Raw genomic sequence first — 18,570 nt, 5'->3', positions numbered from 1 at the left:
GGGTTCACAGCGGTCCTGAAAACTCGCCCCCAGTTCTATGCCGCCACCGAGGGAATTCAGAGCTCCATCGAGCTGGCACCAAGCTCATCCTACCCCGCCCACCCTGCAAATCATCCCACCCAACCCGCTACAATAGGGAAGACCAGCGATTCAACCATTCCAAAGCAAAGATTGACCATGCGAATTCTTACCCTTCCGGCGCTACTTGCCGGACTGATGCTCCTCACCGCCTGCGGACCTGACAACAAAACCAACAGCGACCAGTCCGCATCGAAAACCACCGCCAGTGAACAAGCGGCCACCACAGAAACCGCCGCGCAAGCACCCGGCCCCAGCGTCGAAGAGCAGCCACCCGCCGGCAAACTCCCCGACGGCGTACGCCCCACCGCCTATCGCCTCGACCTCAACCTGGATCCGCGTAAAGACCAGTTTGGCGGGCAGGTAGAAATCGACATAGACATCGACGAAGCGACAGACCACATCTGGATGCACGGCAACAACATCGACGTCGCCGACATCAAAGCCCTGGTCCCCGGAAAAGATACCCCCCAAGACAACAAAGAAGTACCCGCCCACTACCGCCAGATGCTCGACAGCGGCGTCGTCCGCGTCGACTTCGCCGGTGGCGTACCCGCAGGAAAAATCACCCTACGCATCAAATACAGCGCCCCGTTCGATAAAAACCTCGCCGGCCTGTTCAAGGTCGAAGAAAAAGGCGATGCCTACGCCCTGGCCAAATCCGAGTCCATCCAGGCACGCCGCTTTTTGCCCGGTTTCGACGAACCCGGCCTCAAAGCCACCTACGACATCAGCCTCACCATTCCCGAAGGCTACAAAGCCATCAGCAACGGCCCCGAAACCGAGCGCGTCGATGCCGGCGACGGCATGGAAAAAGTCACCTTCGCCCAGACACGACCGATGCCGACGTATCTGCTGTCTCTAGCCGTGGGCCCCTTCGACGTGGTCGAGCGCCCGGCCATCCCCGCCAACCAATACCGCAAGGAGCCGCTGCCCCTGCGCGGCTTTGCGCGCAAAGGCCGCGGCAAGGACATGAAGTATGTGCTGGATAAAACCCCGGAAATGCTGCGCATTTTCGAGGAACAGCTGCAGCGTCCCTACCCGTTCCGCAAACTCGACATTATTGCCGCACCCCAGTGGCCCAGCGGCGCCACCGAACTCTCCGCCGCCATCACCTACCGCGAACAGCGCATCCTGGTGGAAGGTGACGAACCCGCGCCCGGCCTGCGCCTCGCCCTGCTCGGGGTACACGCCCATGAAATCGCCCACATGTGGTTCGGCAACCTGGTCACCCCGCCGTGGTGGGACGACCTGTGGCTGAAAGAAGGCTTCGCCACCTGGGGCACCCCACTGGCACTCACCATCATGGAACCCGACGGCGGCCACGACCTGAACGCCGCGGTACGCGCGATCAGCGCCATGAACCTGGACTCCCTCGCCAGCACCCGTGCCATCCGCGAGCCGATCACCGACAACAACAATATCCGCAACGCCTACGACGCCATCACCTATGCCAAGAGCCTGGGAGTTATCCACATGGTGGATCAGTACTTCGGTGCGGACACCTTCCGCCCGGCGCTCGGCCGCTATATCGAACAGTTTGCCGACGGCGTGGCGGATTCCCCGGACTTCTACAAGGTCATTGGCGATGAAACCAACAGTCCTCAATTGACCGAGACATTCCGCACGTTCGTGGAGCAGAAAGGCGTACCGCTGCTGTCCCTCACCGTGGATTGCAGCAAGGACGGCGACGCCAAAGTGCGCATCAAGCAACAGCGCTACAAGCCATTGGGCTCGCCGATTTCTGAGACAGGCCAGCAGTGGAGTATTCCCTTCTGCATGCGCAGCAATTCGGGCGATACCCAGTGCGAATTCCTGAGTGACACGCAGCAGGAAATCGCCGTATCCGGCGGCGCTTGCCCCGAGTGGGTAATGCCGAATGCCAACGGCAGTGGCTACTACCGCTTCAATATGGATCAGAAGCACTGGGACGCACTGCTGGACCAGTTTGAAAACCTTACCCCGACCGAGCGACTATCACTGATCGACAGTGCCTTCGCCGCTTTTGAGGCCGGCGAGCTGAAACCGGGCACCCTGCTGGAAGTGGTGCGTCTCTCCGCCACCTCCGACAAACGTCAGGTCGTGGAAGCCCCTCTGGGCTACCTCGCCAAGTATGCCGACCACTATGTGGATGATGCGAATGCGGCAAACTGGCAGGCATTCCTTAAGAAGCTGTATGGTAAAAAAGTGCAGAGTCTGGCCGACAAATCCGACTCGGAAAGCAAGCTGCTGCGCAGCCGCCTGCTCGGTTTCCTCGCCCTGGAAGGAAAAGACAAGGAAACCCGCAAACAACTGCAGCAGCAGGCCGAGCAATTTACCGGCTTCGGCACTGAACGCGATTCCAAGGCACTGGATTCCGATCTGTACGAAAGCGCCCTTACGGTTGCTATCCAGGATTCCGGGAAGGACTTCCTCGAGCATTTAATACAGATGCGCAGCGAACTGGACGATCCGCTGTTCGATAATGCCAGTGCCAACGCCATCGGTCGTGTTACCGACCCGTCGCAACTGGACACTATCCACAAGCTTGCCCTCAGCGAAGGCATGGGCGCGCGGGAGGCGTTCGGATTGATTCAGAATGCCCTGATTGAGCCAGACCTGCAGGCCAAAAACTGGCAGTGGCTACAGGATAACTTCGCTGCGGTAGTCGCGAAAATTCCGGAGCAGTGGCGCCGCAACACCCCGCGCTTTGCCGCCAATTTCTGTGATCAGCAATCCCTGCAGCAAGTACAGGCGCTGTTTACCCAGCAGCAAAAGCTGGTACCCGGCTATCAGCGGGCGTTGTCGCAGACGGAGGAGGGGATCAATCTGTGTATGGCTCAGAAGAGTAAGGGGCAGGAACTGGTGGGAAGTTTAAAGTAAATTTTCTATTCCAAAAAAATGGCAGCTTTCGCTGCCATTTTTACAACCCCGCCTTCGCTAACCGATCCCACATGGGTTGCAGCTGCCTCTCAAACCGCTTCCACTTCCCCACCGAAGACCGATAGACAGGCTGTCTTACCTGACTGGCGCTGGCGGTTGAGGTTCCCTGGCGCCCGTTCAGGTAAAACTGCTGCACATCGGTAGACCAATCCAGACCACAAAATTCATACAAACGCTGGGTTTGAGCATCGAATTGATCAACAAGATCCTCGTAATTGAGATCCAGAAATTCAACTCCCTCCAGCGTGCGCCAATATCCCATCAACTCCCGATATTTCATGTAGTAATTGGCCATCTCAACCTGATCATATGAAAATGGATAGGCGTTTCTAAATTGCGTCTTGTAAACCGCATAACAGGTATCCATTGGGTTACGACACAGATGTACGATGCGAGCACCCGGCAATGCCAGACGAATCAAACCGACATACAAAAAATTCATCGGGTTCTTATCCAGGATAAAATCGGATGACTTTTTGGGTACCCGCTCGTGCAATTCCTGCAGATAGCGGCGCCCCAACAGCTCAAAGTCAATCTTTGAGGCTGCGCTAATCATCGAGATGTCACCTGGCTCTGTGCTGGCTGCAGATTGTGACAACTCTGCAACGAGCCGTGAGAAAATACCCGGCTCCCCGGCTGAAAGTACTTTTCCCGATGCACAAAGTACTCTATCCACCAGAGTTGTCCCGGTTCGCGGCATCCCCAGTACGAAAATGACTTCCCGCCCCAGGTCCGTGTTGGCATACTTTGATTGCAGCCCGGAGAAGACTTCAGGTGAAAACACCAAGGATATTTCATCAACCCTTGCAAGGTCTTTTTCCGGAAAATACCGGATTATAGATCGGCGAAGTCTGCACGCCTCTTCGAGCGCCACAAAGCTCTCCTCATACCGCTCAAGGTCTTCCAGTTCTTTGGCGAGGGCAAAGTTCAACTGGCTTCCAGGAGCCGCCTGATCGCCAATCGCCGAAAGTGCCTGCTGTAATTCTTCGACATGGTTACTTGCCGCGGTTTGCCGTCGCAGATCGGAGCGATTTTTATAAGCTTCCGCATCAAGTGGGTTCAATGCAATCAGGCAGTCATACAGCAGCTCAGACCTGGAAAGTTTTCCCATCGAGCGATTGGCTGCGGCGCAGTTGAATAGAAGCTCTACGCTTTCCGGTCGCAACTCCAGCGCGCGCTCATATAACTCAAGGGATTTTTCGTGCTCTTCACACAGGGAATACAGATAGGCAGCTTGCGCCAGAGGTTCTGGATGCGTCAATTCAGCAGGCTTCAGCGCCAGCAATATACATTTGGCCCGCCCCTCTTTCCCCATACTGATAAGTGTGCGCGCCAGGTGCAGGCCCGTACTGGTCCAGGATTTTTGGGAATACTGGGCGGCGTCCCAGGCCGTCTCCAGAGTTACCACGGCATCGTGGGTGCGTCCGCGAGCAACCTGTATATCGGCCAGTAACCGCCATCCATTTACGAGCGTTGGCGCTGCCGCCAGCATATCTTTTGCTATGGACTCAGCGACAGATAAATTCTTTGCCCTGAACGCCTGAAGCGCTTGTTGATATTGGTCCGACGCGTCCACGTACACCCCGCTCTACCCGGCTGTTACAAACAAGATTGAATGCCCTCTAGCATACACAAAAAAGCCGGCCCATTGGGCCGGCAATATTGCAAGGTAAAAAGAGTGAGAACACTCGTAACAATGAACTTTTAGAAGATGTAGCTACCTGACAAACCGATAGTGCGCGGCAAGCTGATATAGTCTTTTGAGGCATTACCCAGGAAATTCTCACTGGGATCCGTACCCATATGTCGCTCGGTAAACAGACCGGTTACACCATCCTCGTTGAACAGGTTTTTCACATAGAATGTGGCCATCCAGCTATCCGTGACTAACGAAGTATTTGCGCCCCACAACTGGAAACCATCGATTTTTGCAGCGGTAACACCGTCGCCGATGGCATTTTCAGAATCTGACTGGTAATAACCGTTTACGCGGCTTACCCAGTCAACTCCCTCACTAAAGGAGGTAGTGTAATCCATGGAGACCGAGAAGGTATTTTGCGCAGTACTCGGCAACCGCGCACCGGCCTCGGCTATGGTAACGCCGGTAGGTGTCACAAAGTCCTCGGTTAGCTCTGCATCGACAAAGGTATAACCGGCAGTGTAGTGCAGCTGGTCGGTCAGATTCCCTTCCACCTCGGCTTCAATACCCTGTACACGAGCCTCATCGCCATTCATCGCGGCGAAGAAACCCCAGTTCGGCGTAGACGTATTCAACTGCGGATCTTTCCAGTTGGTATAAAATCCGGAGACGGTATAGCGCAGCAACTCGGTCATACCTTTCACACCCAACTCGTAGTTGAGCACAGAGTCGGATTCGTAACGGAGATAAGCAGGATCTTCTGCGTAAAAGCCAATGGTGGGCACCGCATTAGCACCACCTCGACGGTACCCCTCAGAGGCCGTGGCATAAGCCATCGTGGTCTCAGAGACATCCCAGGCCAGGTTAGCTTTGAAGAGGGTGTCTTTGTCTTCTGTTTCGAAGGTCGCATCTCCGTTGCCCAATCCGGGCCAGATCGGCAGTGATAATTGAGACTCGTTCACCAGCTCGTTCTGGAAGCTCCTCAGGCCGAGTGTCAGGTGCACCGCGTCGCTAAGGTGAATGGTGGCTTCGCCGAATATCGCCTTATCGACGAAGTTCTGATTGCGGCGGAAGTAAAAATCCTGATCCTGAACATCAGCGCCAAACATTTCCAGCTCTTCCGCCTTGGTCAGTGGCGGATACCAGTCAGCGGGGATCTCCGCGACCCAGTCCGCCCAACCCGGCATATAGCTGTTCTGCCCCGCATTGGAATCCTGATCCATGTAGTAGAAGCCAACTACCCAGTCGACGCGGGCATCATCCGCATTACTGACCAAACGCAACTCCTGAACCAGTGCCGAGTCGTCATAAAAACGCTCGGCTTTCGCCAGTGGGCGGGGGGTCCCGTAATAGAGCCCTTCGAACCAGTTCTGCGCCGCATAGAAACCGGAGTTATCACTGACACCGAGCCCCGAATGATTGTAGTCGGCAGTGCTTGACGTGAGTGTGGCGAAGCCAAGGTCCACCTCTACTTCCAGCGAAGTCATATCGACTTCGCGCTCGGATGGTTCCAGCGTTACCGCACCGTTTTCGTAATCGTCATAGGACGCCTCGGTGCCACTGACCCAATTGGTACCGCGCGTTACCTGACGGCGCCCACCAATGTCGTCACTCTGCTGCTGGTAGGAAAGTTGAATACTCGCATTGTCTGTTGGCTCGAACAGAAGGGATGCGCGGCTATAGGTAATATCCACATAGTCAGCATCTTCTACATGCTTGAATACCGGAGCGCCATTTGCAATGTCCCCGCCTTCAGCAACAGGGGTGCCACTGGCATCTGTCTCGTATACATTGGCGTAATCAACAATACCGTCGTTGTCGATCATGCCCACATTTGCACGGAAGGCGAGTTTTTCGCCGAGCGGGACATTAACCAGCGCATCGCTGTTGAGGTTGAACCCTTCGGAACCTTCGGTCTGGCTAAAACTGGTTCCCACTTTCGCTTCGAATTCGCCAAGCTTCGGTTTGTTCATAATGTAGCGGACTGTACCCGCCAGCGAACCGGAACCATATAAGGTTCCCTGCGGACCGCGCAGCACTTCCACCCGCTCTATATCTTTAAGCACAAAGTTCGCATACAGGGGAGTATCGTCGACATAGGTGGCGACGGTTCCAACAGCGGATAGAGGAACATCACCGTTAGCACCGGTGTCGATGTTCATGCCACGGATTACAACACCATTTACTGTACCGGAATTACGATATCCCCGATCTACCACGGTAAGACCAGCAATACTGCGCATCATTTCCGCAGAGTCAGTCACCTGATTGGATTCCAGCTCATCACCCGCAACGGCTGAAATATTGTAGGGAATATCCTGCACGCTCTGCGCCCGGCGCGTCGCGGTAACGATGACTTCCTCAATCATTTCGCTACTCTGCGCCTGCACCAGTTGTGGAACGGCGAACAACGTACCGGCGGATACGGTCGCAACAGCACTGGCCAGAATGGACTTGCTGAACCCCTGCTTGATTGGTTGTTTCATATTGCCCTCTGCTAGGTTTGGATCTCTTATTCTCGGGTTTCTCCGCTGGCCAAATTGCGCCGGCTATTGTTGTAATCCGTTTGTATAACTGGACCCTGGCCCATACCTAGTGCCAGATAGTCTATATCGACTGGTCCAGTTTTTGGGTAGCGAAACTTCATCCTGTGAAAATGAATTCTTTTCAGGCCAGCCTTATTCCGGCACCTTGAGCTCACCGAGCTGTTCCAGCGCCGGCGATACGGCGCCGGGTTCGTATTGGGGGTAGTGCACCCGGCCATCGCGGAAGCTTTTCAGTGTCTGCCCCAGGCCTTTCATGCCGCGCTCGCGCACCTGGGTAACTTTTTCTGCATTTACTTCAAAAGCAATTATTTCTTCCTCAACTGACGCTTCATGAATGGTTTCACCTTCCGGGCCGACGATAATTGAACGGCCCACACCCTGGGCGCCCGCGGAATTCACATCGACGATATAGCACTGGTTCATCGCTGCACTGGCGCGCACCATGGACAGTTCATCCAGGCGATCAATGGTGTCGGTTTTGGTGGGATGGATGATGATTTCTGCCCCCAGCCATACCATGGCGCGGGTGGTTTCCGGGAACCACATGTCATAGCAAATGGACACACCGAAGCGGCCGACTTCTGGCACATCGAACACCACAAACTGGTCGCCGGCAGTCACCCCCTTCTCATAGGGCAGGAACGGGTAGATCTTGCGGTAGCGGGCAATCACTTCACCAGCGGGGTTGATTACCGGGGTCGTATTGAATACTGCGCTGCCGCACTTTTCGTACATGGAGCCGGGGATCAGCCAGATACCCAGCTCTCGTGCGGCACGACAGAAGGCCTCCTCCTCCGCAGATGGCAGTTCGCGGGCATGCTGCGCACCCACACCGCGCAGCGCCAATTCGCTCAATACAATCATCTTCACCCAGGGATAGCGCAATTTGGTGCGCTGGATTTTCTGCAGCAGCAGTTCCAGGTTATCCGTCTCGTCGAGCTTCAATTGCAGCGCGGCGATCCCAAAACCGCGGGATACGAAATTACTGGATTTGCTACTCATCACACCGATTCCTGATTGCGCATTTTGTTTCTTATTGCCTGGGTCCATACTGGCCCAAGTGGCTGATCTGCTATAGGGCCAGATTTAAAGGGTGCATGAGTCCAAAGTGTGTTTTCGCTCCGCAATAGCCTGTTCGCGAGGGATGAGGGACGAATTGGCCCCAACGGCAATGCCAATCTGGCACTATCGCGTGCCATGTAATAAGTTAGCTTTGGTCCGGGAGCTGGCCGTCGATGCAACCAGCGCAAACTGATAAGAACATTCCAATAAAGCGTTACCGGAGCAGGCATGCAAGACCCAGCCAACAGTGCAGCGACTGAAACCCCCGACGGCGGTGCGCCGTCAGCCGTCCCTTCCGATGGAGATGGCATTCAACTTGCGGCGGCCAGCAACAGCTGGGCGGCAAGTATTTTTCTCGCCTTTCTATCATCGGCTGGCCTGTACTATGTGAATATTTTCCCGGTCATTGTGGATGCACTGATGGCGGGCGCCGGGCTGAGTGCCGAGCAGGCGGGGCAGATTACCTTCGCCAATACCATGGGAGCGGTGATCGGTGCCTTTACGGTTTCCTGGCTGATTCGCCACATCCCCCGCTGGAAGCGCGCTGCGGCTATCCTCCTGTGCTGTTCCATTGGCATGGACGTGTTGACCATTCAGCTGGCAAACCTGGACCTGCTGATCCCCTTGCGACTGGTACACGGTATGCTCGGCGGTGCACTGGTAGGTCTGGGCTTTGCAGTGATTGCCCGCAGTGGTATCGCGGGGCGGAGTTACAGTATGGTGCTGCTGGTGCAATATACTGGCGGCGCTATCGGTGTGGGATTCCTGCCGGCGCTGGTGGTGGAGCACGGCACTTATGTTCCGTTCTTTGCGCTGATTACCTTCAGCGTTATCACCCTGTTGATGCTGCCGCTGATTGCCGACTACCCGCTACCGACGGAAGCAGAAAGCCGCGCGCACGCAGAAAACGCGACCCCACTGCCGATGCTCCCCATCATTATCACGCTGGTCGCACTGTTCTGCTTCCAGTTCGCGAATATGGCTTTATTCGCGTTTATTTTTGATCTCGGGAAAACCTTTGATCTTCCGCTCGGCTTTATTAGCCAGACTCTGTTCTGGGCGAACCTGATTGCTATCGGCGGCGCTGCGCTGGCCGCGGTTACCGGGCAGAAATATCCCCTGGCCAAGCCACTGGCGGCAGCCCTGGTGATTACCCTGCTGGGATTGCTGCTGTTCGTGTACAGCGATATTCGCCCGGTCTTTATTCTCGCGAATGTGGTAACCGGAATAACCTGGGCGTTCTGTGTCCCCTATTTCCTGACCATGGCTTCGCGGTTCGACAGCGCTGGACAGATGGGGGCGTTTGGTGGCTTTGCATCCAAACTGGGGCTGGCCTGCGGGCCGCTGTTTGCGGGGTACTTCATTACCGGCGGCGGCAGCTATACACAGCTGATCATCCTTACCGTTATAGTGCTGGGCATCTGCCTGGTTTCGGTTCCCGCCGCCGCGCGACTCGACCGCGCCGCGAAAACTTGAGGGCCGCCAAGCTTATTCGTTGGCAATAATCGCCGCATCAATCAGATTGCCGGTTTCATTGAACCACTTGATGCGGTGGCCATCGGTCACGACATGGAAGCTCGCCCTGCGGCCATAGGACCAGGTGCGCCACTGCCGTACCCACTGGTCGCCGTCGAGCCACCAGCGACCGGTATCGGTCTCATCCATCTCCACATCATTGCGCGAATAGCCAAGCATGGTGCCATCGGGTTTGAGCTCAATACGGTAAGATTCTCCGAGGGTATTGGTACCCAGAAAAATCGCACCGGGCATTTCATGCTGCAAGTCTTTTGCACTCAGGCGACGTCCGCTAGCACTGCTCAGATTTTCTTCGCCCGCATGAAGTTCTCCGTTTATCAGTTGCGCCAGCACCCGTACACCGCCCTCGATTCTATCCGCGTCGATGGCAGAAAAGCCGAGACGTACAGCGCTTCCGTCCCCCACCGGTTCCAGCAACAATCCATTCTGTTCCGCACTGATCTGTAGCTGAGTACCGTCGATGTGTTCTGGCAACTCCAGCCAGCAGGCGGTGCCGCAACTGGCACGTCGAACTTTCAATTTTGGCAGGTGGTACATCAACGCTTCACCCAATGCTATCCAGCGCTCTTTCAGCTGCTGAGTAATCTTGAACAGCGCCGCATCCAGGTGGCCGGCTGCGACAAACTTTGCCAGCAGGCGCTGATTTAGCGTGGGGACCCGCTCACGCAACGTATAGCGCAACGCGCGTAATCGCTGGATTACAGGTTTCGGCGCGACCATAAAGGCCAGCTGCATGCCGGGATCTATGACCTTGGGGAACTGGTAAAGATAAATGACCGAGCTACCGCCCTCCATGCTTTTCAAGGGTGGTAGTGGGCTGCCGTGATAACAGAAGTCATGATCGCAGTCGTTTTCGATAACCACGGCCTGCTGTTCACGGGCTTGCTTCAGTAGCCGTCGACGCCGTTCCAGACTCGTGGTAACAGCGGTGGGGTTGTGCACATTGGGCTGCAGGTAAATACAATCGGCTGCCTTCAGGTTGTCGTCCAATTGCGGCCCATCGGCATCCTGTGTCAGCGGAAATATCTGCGCACCGGTGCGACGGAAGATCTCCCCGGTTTCTCCACCCGCGGGCTGCGCCAGCGCAAGTTTACGCTGAGCACCCAACAGTAATTCGCCGAGGAGATAGCAGGCCTGCTCTATGCCGCTGGTCAAAAGAATCTGGCCAGGGTCGACATAGATACCGCGACGGGGTAACAGGCGGGTACAGATTTGTTCAACCAGGTGACGATCATCCTCGTTGTTACCCAGGGTGGCCCACTGCGCCACCTCCCTCGCAGTAAAGATATCCCGGGTGCACTCCCGCCACTCTGCGCCGGGGTACAGGCGCGGATCATATTCATTACTGACAAAGGGATACGGGTACTGCAGCCAATTGGCCGGTCGGGTTTGCAGGGCGCGGCGGCTGACGGAGACCGGATTGCAGTGGTTGCGCCAGTAACTGCGGTCATCTTCATCCCGCTGCGGGGATCCCGCGCCGTGACTGATAACCCCCTGCTGAGATACGGTTTCACTGACGTAAAAGCCACTGCGTTCGCGGGTAACCATAAACCCGTCGTCCACCAGCTGCTGGTAAGCGAGCACCACGGTATTGCGCGCAACCCCAAGCTGCTCGGCCATACGCCGGGATGAAGGCATTTTATGTCCAGCGGGAATGCTGCCAGACAGAATTCCCTGAATCAGTTTTTCACGGATTTGCTGCTGCAGACTTTTTTCCGCAGCGGGGTCGAGAACGATCAGTGCTTCGCTCATGTTTGGCTCGTTATATTTGTTATCGCCTAAATGGGATTCAACCGCTGCTGGCAGTTTGCCGCGGGCCTGAAGGACATTCAAGGGCAAGCGCCGCTCCAGCGACGCTAGCCCCGCATAGAAATCCTGGCGATCGCCAATCAGGTATGCGTTTTATGTGCCAATTTGCGCAAGCGGAAGGCGAGCCATACGAGAATGATACCGAAGGCGATGGCGTAGCCGCCGATCAGCCACAACAGGGCGAGGGCACCGGCACCGGGATTAACAAGCAAAACCAGCCCGAAAATCACCGACATAAATCCGGCAAAGATCAACAACCACTCGTTGTCGATCTCCTTACGCAGACGCACCGCACCAATGATCTCAAATATGCCGCGCACCAGCGCCCAGGCACCGATAAAGATTACCAGCACCAGCGCGGTTACCTGTGGATAAATAAACGTAACAATACCGGCAGCAATACCGGTGATCCCCACAAACAGCAGCCACCACAGGGAGGAGCGGCTGACCTTGCCGCGTCCGGTGATCGCCCCGTAAATGGCGACCGCGCCATCCATCAGCGAGTAGACACCAAACAGAATAACCAGGCTTAGCAGGGAGATACCCGGCCAGATAAAAGTGAGCACGCCGAACAGGATAGCGAAGAGGCCACGCACCAGCGCCACCCACCAGTTGTCCGCCATGGCGCGCAACAACGGACGGTTCGACAGATAGTTGGAGGATGGATTCAGATCGTTTTCTGTGGCCATAGCTCGCTCCAGGCTAATTACATTCGCAAGAGCGGAAGTTTTAGTCTCTACAGACACAGAAAACGAGTTTATTTTCCCGGAAAGGGTAATTCGGGATCGTGTGCGATCACACGCCCTGCAGGTACTCCGCCACATGGCGATACAGACGACTGCAGGCATCCGGCACCAGATTTTCGACATTCATGAACGCGTGGATCATATCGTCGAAGTGCAGGTGCTCTGCATTGGCGCCCCCCCCACGCACCTTGCGCACGTATTCCATGCCCTCATCGCGCAGCGCGCAGAACTCCGCGGTGACTACCAGACTCGCCGGTAGCTTGCGGGTAAATTCCCCGTGCAGCGGGGAAACCAGCAGCGGGTTTTCGCCATTCTTCAGGTAGTTGTCGAAATACCAGTGAATCTTTTCCTTCTCCAGCAGATAGCCGCGCCCGTTTTCCTCGATGGATGGGGTCTGCATGGTGTAATCGAGGCTCGGGTAAATCAGCACCTGGGCTTCGATGCAATGGGGCTGATGCTGTAACAGCCTGCTTGCGGAAGCGCACAGGGCACCACCGCCGGAATCTCCCATCAGAATCCAGCGCCCGTTATGGGCGATATTTTTTCTATCCAGCGCCGCGCCCAGATTGCGCACCACGCTGAGCAGGTCGTTGAGTGCGGCCGGGTAGGGGTTCTCCGGAGCCAGGCGATATTCGACCGAGATCAGGGTGCGCCCGCAGGCTTCGGCGAAGCGGCGACAGATGGGATCGTAGACAGACACGCTGCCCGCCATATGACCGCCGCCATGGCAGTAAATAATGGCCGCGCCGTCACACTTTTCCTGCGACGGGTCTTTTGGCTGATAGATACGCACCGGCACCGGGTATTCACCACCCTGCACCAGAGTTTCGCACACTGGCATTTCCGGACCCGGTTCGACAAAATTTTTCGTCAGGTTGGCGAGGCTTTCGCGCGCAGAAATCGGCGTCGGTTCAAAACCGGCTTCTTTCAATTGCGCCACCTGCGCGTTGACGGCGACCAGCCACTCTTCGAGTTTGCTATCAAGCTGCCGCATTTTCTGCCTCCAGGTTTTCCGCTTCGGTTTTCTTGCCGCTTTCAGGCAACAGGAAAGAGAAGATAAACAGTGACGCCGAGCAGGCCACCGCAAAGTAGGCGGCGCTGGCGGGTTCGCCGGTGGCGTCAGCCAGCAGTCCGGCGCCGTACATCAATACGGTTTCCACGCCGTAGGAAATGGACCAGAACATGGCGAAGGTGACGGTAATTCTTGCCGGCGTCATACCCGGCAACTCCTGCGGCAGGGTGACCAGCGCGGTCATGGGCAGGAACATGCAGAAGCCGGCCAGTGCAGCGGCAGAGTAGGCAATGATCGGATCGCGGCTGGTGACCATCAGCGCGGCAAAACCCACCAGTGCCAGGCCTGCGTAACGCAGTACCGGCAGGCGCAGTGCATAGCGCTTGGTGACAATGATGCCGGCCACGGTTCCCACCATGCCCGCAGCGATCATCACCGCGGACAGGTCGCTGCTCGCCACCGCAAACCCGTCGATGAGCGGGAACAGTGCAAATACCGCGATATAACAGAACAGTACGCCGCAATACGCCAGCGGCAGCCACCAGTTAAAGCCTTGCTTGATGCCCTGCTTGAAACCGTATTTTTCTTCCGGCTTGTTACCGCCGCCAGACAGCGAGAAGTTTTCGGCACTCAGCCACCACAGCACCCCCAGCGCGAGCACCATCACCCCATACAGCACTACCACCGATTGCCAGCTGCCGAGCCAGCTGAGCAGGGTGGTGGTGGACAGAAGTGCGAGCAGGTTACCGGTATTGAATGCAGCGGCGTTGATACCGTTGATCAGGGGACGTTCCTCAGGGGTGAAATAGTGCAGCACCACCGGCGCGAAGTAGACGATGGCGAGCGCACCACCGAGCCCCAGGGCCAGGCGCGACAGCAGCCAGCCACCGTAGCTACCAGCGAGGGCACCGAGGCCGCCGGCGGCAATCAGGATAATCGCAAGGGCAAAGGCGCGCTTGGCGCCGAGACGCATCAGCAGCGCAGCGGCAGCGAGGTTGCCGACGATCTTGGCGAGGGTGATGACGTTACTGCCCCAGGTGGCATTGGCAAAGCCTTCCTCGCCGAATGACGACTGAATGGCCGGGGTGAGGATGGCGCCGGAGACCCAGCTCGCCGCGAACAGCGCGTAGGCGCTGAACATCAGAATTTCCAACAGGTATTTTTTCATCGCTCTGATACCACTTTTTATTATTCGGGATATTACGCTTCAGACTGCGCGCGAAGGCGCCCCCTGCCTATACGACCTTGGTCGCATCGGCAGCGCGGATGCTCTGCTGCAGCAGGGCGCGCAGGGCCGCGGGGCGCAGGGGTTTCTGCAGGAACTGCCAGCCCGCCTGCTGCGCGCGGGTTTTCACCGTATTGGTGTTTTCCGCGGAGATAATCACGCAGGGCACTTCACCGTCCCAGCACCCCAGCAACTCCGCCGCCAGGTCGATGCCGTTGTCGCCATCGTCCAGGTGGAAATCCATCAACAGCAGCTCCGGTTCCGGCGCCGCCAGCGCCTCAGCGCGGTTCTGGGCACAGTGCACGGTGCAGCCCCAGCCACCCAGTAACGCGGCCATGGCCTCGAGGATCGACGGCTCGTTATCCACACACAGAACCTGGAGATTCAGCGCGACACCGCGCCCGCTGCCCCGCTTGGCCCGGCGCAGGGTATCCACCTGCGCCGTAGCACGGGGCAGGCGCACCCGGAACACACTCCCGCAACCGGGCACCGAGGCGAGTGCGATGGGCGCGTTGAGCAGGCGGCACAGGCGTTCCACGGTGGCGAGACCGAGGCCGTAGCCGTGCTGTCGCTGGCTTGAGGAATCCTTGGGCGTGAGGCGACAGAACTCGCGGAAAATCGCCTGCTGCTGATCCGGCGCAATGCCCTCACCGGTATCCCACACCTCCAGGGAAACGCCATCGTCCCTGCGGCGGGCACCGATCAGGACACCGCCCTCGCGGGTATATTTGACCGCGTTGTCCAGCAGGTTCTGCACCACGCGACGCAACATTTTCTCGTCGCTCTGTACCCACAGGTGGCTGCGCCGGTAGCGCAGGCGGATGCCGCGGCTCTCTGCCGCCAGGCGCGCCTGGGCCACGGCATCGTCGAGGATGCTATCCAGGGACACCGGGGCGAAGCTGGGCTTGATATCCCCCGCGTCCATACGCGCGATCTGCAGCATATCGGTGATCAGGGTTTCTGCCGCGGCCAGTGCACTGTCGGCGCGGGTGAGCAGCTGGCGACTGTCGTCCTCCAGCGGATGCGCAGCCAGCGCATCGATAAACAGGCGGCTGGCGTTGAGCGGTTGCACCAGGTCGTGACTGGCAGCGGCGAGGAAGCGCGTCTTGCCGGCACTGGCTTCCTGCAGCTCGTGGTTCAGGGTCTGCAGCTCATCGTTGACGCTCTCCAGCTCGGCAGTGCGGTGCGCCACCTTGTGCTCGAGCGAGTTACGGATATCCGTCAGCTCCGCCAGCGCGCGCTGGTAGTCGGATACATCGGTATAGGTAGTTACAAAGCCGCCGCCGGGCAGCGGGTTACCGCGAATCTCCAGCACGGTGCCGTCGGTGCGGTTGCGCTGCACGCGGTAGGCGGTGCCATTGCGCAGGTGTTCCACGCGCTTGTTCACATGGTCTTCCACCACACCGGGGCCGCACTCGCCACGGCTCGCGTTGTAGCGCACCAGCTCTGCCACCGGGCGGCCCACGTAGATCATCTCCGGGGGATAGTGGAACAGCTCCAGGTAGCGGCGGTTCCAGGCCACTAGATTGAGGTTGGCATCCACCACAGAGATGCCCTGATCGATATTGTCGATGCTGCTCTGCAGCAGGCCGCGACCGAATTGGTAGATATCCGATGCCTGGTCCAGTTGCTGGGCGGCGATTTCCGGTTCGCTCAGCTGGCGCACCAGGCGCCGGGCACTGGTACTGCCAACGATGCCGGCGAGGATTTTCTCCACTGCATCGCGGAACTGCTCCGCCGAGGCCCGCGTTTTTTTTGACTCGCTGTTTTCGAGTACCGGTGCCAGTGCGCGATCCGCCGCGTCGTCACCGACAAAACGCGCCAGCAGCTGGCGCAGACGCGCGCGGTCCACCGGTGCCACTTCCGCGACGGCGCTACCCGGCAGCCAGCGCTGCTGTAACAGGGAACAGGCAATCAGTGCAGCTGCATTGATGCCCAGGCCGAATACGCAGGCGATGGAGAGCGGGCTCCAGGCGAGCCCCAGTGCACCGGCAATCCAGTCCTCGCCACCCAGGGCCGCGGGCAGTGCGGACAGTGCCCACACCAGGGTGCCCAGCAGCAGTCCGCTCACCACCCCCGCGGCGCGCAGCCGCGGCCAGCGCGCAGGCCAGGTAACCGCGGCAATCATCGCCGGTGCCAGCTGCGCCGCCAGCGCCAGGGAAAGCAGGCCAAAGGTACCCAGGCTCACCCCGGAACCGATCAATTCGCTGACGCCGAAGGCCGCCAGCATCAGCAGGCCGATAATGACGCGTCGCACCCGCCGCAGGTCGCTCCCCAGGGCAACACCTGCGGGACGCTGCTGCAGGCGTTTCAGCCACCAGGGCACGATCATGGTGTTGGCAATCATGGTGGACAGGGCAATGGTGGCGATGATCACCATGCTGGAACCGGCGGAGAGCCCGCCCACGAAAGCCAGCAGGGCCAGCCAAGGGATACCGCTCTCCAGCGGTACACCGAGGACAAAGCGCTCCGCATTGGTGTAGCTCTCCGGCAGCCACAGCATGCCGCCGTAACCCACCGCCAGTACCGCGACCGACACAACCGCCAGATACAGCGGGATCAACTTGCGCACCGGGCCGATATCGCGCTCGTCGTCACTCTCGATCATCAGGATATGAAATTGACGGGGCAGGCAGAAAATGGCCGCCATCCCCAGTATCACCACCGCCAGGTAACCGGTGTCGGCGGGGCGCGCCTCGGCTATCGCAGCCACTTTTTCACTCGCCAGTGCAGCGCGGGTCAAATCCGCGGTGCCGTCAAACACGCTGTACACCACAAACCAGGCCACGGCGATGAGCGCGCCAATCTTCACCAGCGCCTCGAAGGCCACCGCCAGCAGCATGCCATTGCGGTGCACGCTGCTGTCGATATGGCGGGTACCGAACAGCACTGCGAACAGCCCCAGGGTGACACTCACCACCCCGGTCACCACCGAAGCATTGATACCGCTGCCCTCCACGTTCTGGGCCAGCAACAGAAAGCTATCCGCCACCGCACGCAGCTGCAGGGACAGATAGGGCACGATGGCCACCACCGCCAGCAGTGCCACCACCGCGGCGAGCCACTGGGAACCACCGTACTGGGCACTGATAAAGTCCGCGATGGAGGTGGAGCCCTGCTGCTTGGACAGGCGCACAAAGCGCATCAGCAGGGGCGCGCCAAAGACCAGCATCAGGCTGGCGCCGACAAAGGTGGGAGGCAGCAGCCAGCCCTCGGTCACCGCCTGGGCGGGCACGCCGAAGAACATCCAGGCACTGGTATAAGTACCGGCCAGGGCCAGCAACAGCGGCTTGAGCGGGCGGATACGCCCGGCCGGCAGCCGGTCGCCCCAGAATGCAATGGCGAACAGCAGCAGCAGATAGATCAGGCCCACGGCGGCCAGCAGGGAGAGACTGAACAATTGGCGCCTCATTCATTATTTTGGTTATTATTGAAAGACTACCCTATCGACTGTTTTTTGTCCTGCCTTGACCACCATCCGGGCTTCATACCTTGGTCTAGCAGGCAAGGACCCGTACAGCAGATACAGTGCAGATCCGTAACTTAGATAAAAACCATAACTACTGGTGATCGGAGAGAGCCATGCGCAAAACGATAAAGTTCAACCCCCTCGCCGTAGGTGTCATGCTCGCCTGCGGTGCCAGCTTCGCCTACGCCGAGCCCCAGCTCGAAGAAGTGACCGTGACCGCGCAGAAGCGCGAGCAGTCGCTGCAGGAAGTACCGGTGGCAGTCACCGCGTTCGGTGAAGACCAGCTGCTGGAAAACGGCGTAGCCGACCTCAGCGACATCCAGAAGCTCACCCCCAATACCACCCTGCAGGTGAGCCGCGGTACCAACTCCACCCTTACCGCCTATATCCGCGGCATCGGCCAGCAGGATCCGCTGTGGGGCTTCGAGCCCGGCGTTGGTATCTATGTGGACGACATCTATGTAGCCCGCCCCCAGGGTGCGGTAATGGACGTGTTCGATGTAGAGCGCATCGAAGTACTGCGCGG

11 protein-coding genes are annotated in these 18,570 nt (G+C 58.2%); 3 read left to right on the top strand and 8 right to left on the bottom strand.

All coding sequences use genetic code 11. The annotated features are described in order from the left end of the window. Positions 1-177: 177 nt before the first annotated feature. Positions 178-2,940, top strand: a complete 2,763-nt coding sequence (locus B4U49_RS04955; protein WP_078083472.1) for a M1 family metallopeptidase — start codon at positions 178-180, stop codon at positions 2,938-2,940. Positions 2,941-2,980: 40 nt separating this feature from the next. Here B4U49_RS04955 and B4U49_RS04950 read toward each other — a convergent pair whose 3' ends face one another. From B4U49_RS04950 to B4U49_RS04940, 3 genes are all read right to left on the bottom strand, one after another. Further along, entirely contained in the window at positions 2,981-4,576 is a 1,596-nt protein-coding gene (locus B4U49_RS04950) for a tetratricopeptide repeat-containing sulfotransferase family protein (protein WP_143735534.1), read from the bottom strand. A gap of 128 nt (positions 4,577-4,704) precedes the next feature. Next, on the bottom strand, positions 4,705-7,125 hold the full coding sequence (locus tag B4U49_RS04945; protein ID WP_078083470.1) for a TonB-dependent receptor: 2,421 nt from the start codon (positions 7,123-7,125) through the stop codon (positions 4,705-4,707). A 192-nt stretch (positions 7,126-7,317) separates the two neighbouring features. Next, positions 7,318-8,187: a carbon-nitrogen hydrolase family protein gene (locus B4U49_RS04940; protein WP_078083469.1), complete on the bottom strand. Its 870-nt coding sequence runs from the start codon at positions 8,185-8,187 to the stop codon at positions 7,318-7,320. Between the two features lie 288 nt (positions 8,188-8,475). On the opposite strand from B4U49_RS04940, the gene B4U49_RS04935 reads away from it, so the two are divergent. Further along, entirely contained in the window at positions 8,476-9,723 is a 1,248-nt protein-coding gene (locus tag B4U49_RS04935) for an MFS transporter (RefSeq protein WP_078083468.1), read from the top strand. Positions 9,724-9,735: 12 nt separating this feature from the next. On the opposite strand, the gene B4U49_RS04930 is transcribed toward B4U49_RS04935, so the two are convergent. From B4U49_RS04930 to B4U49_RS04910, 5 genes are all read right to left on the bottom strand, one after another. Then, positions 9,736-11,535, bottom strand: coding sequence for an aminotransferase-like domain-containing protein (locus B4U49_RS04930; protein WP_143735533.1), 1,800 nt, complete (start codon positions 11,533-11,535; stop codon positions 9,736-9,738). A gap of 137 nt (positions 11,536-11,672) precedes the next feature. Further along, entirely contained in the window at positions 11,673-12,281 is a 609-nt protein-coding gene (locus B4U49_RS04925; RefSeq protein ID WP_078083466.1) for an HdeD family acid-resistance protein, read from the bottom strand. A 106-nt stretch (positions 12,282-12,387) separates the two neighbouring features. After that, positions 12,388-13,332, bottom strand: a complete 945-nt coding sequence (locus tag B4U49_RS04920; protein ID WP_078083465.1) for an alpha/beta hydrolase — start codon at positions 13,330-13,332, stop codon at positions 12,388-12,390. Continuing rightward, positions 13,319-14,518, bottom strand: coding sequence for an MFS transporter (locus B4U49_RS04915; protein ID WP_078083464.1), 1,200 nt, complete (start codon positions 14,516-14,518; stop codon positions 13,319-13,321). Before B4U49_RS04915 ends, B4U49_RS04920 begins: the two co-directional genes overlap by 14 nt. A 67-nt stretch (positions 14,519-14,585) precedes the next feature. Beyond that, positions 14,586-17,975, bottom strand: coding sequence for a hybrid sensor histidine kinase/response regulator (locus B4U49_RS04910; RefSeq protein ID WP_143735532.1), 3,390 nt, complete (start codon positions 17,973-17,975; stop codon positions 14,586-14,588). A 182-nt stretch (positions 17,976-18,157) separates the two neighbouring features. Between B4U49_RS04910 and B4U49_RS04905 the strand changes: the two genes are divergently transcribed. Then, the coding region (locus B4U49_RS04905; protein ID WP_143735531.1) for a TonB-dependent receptor plug domain-containing protein at positions 18,158-18,570 on the top strand (413 nt) is incomplete at its 3' end.

Source organism: Microbulbifer mangrovi (assembly GCF_002009015.1).
GTDB classification, from domain to species: Bacteria; Pseudomonadota; Gammaproteobacteria; order Pseudomonadales; family Cellvibrionaceae; genus Microbulbifer; species Microbulbifer mangrovi.
This window is presented reverse-complemented; position numbering and strand designations above follow the sequence as displayed.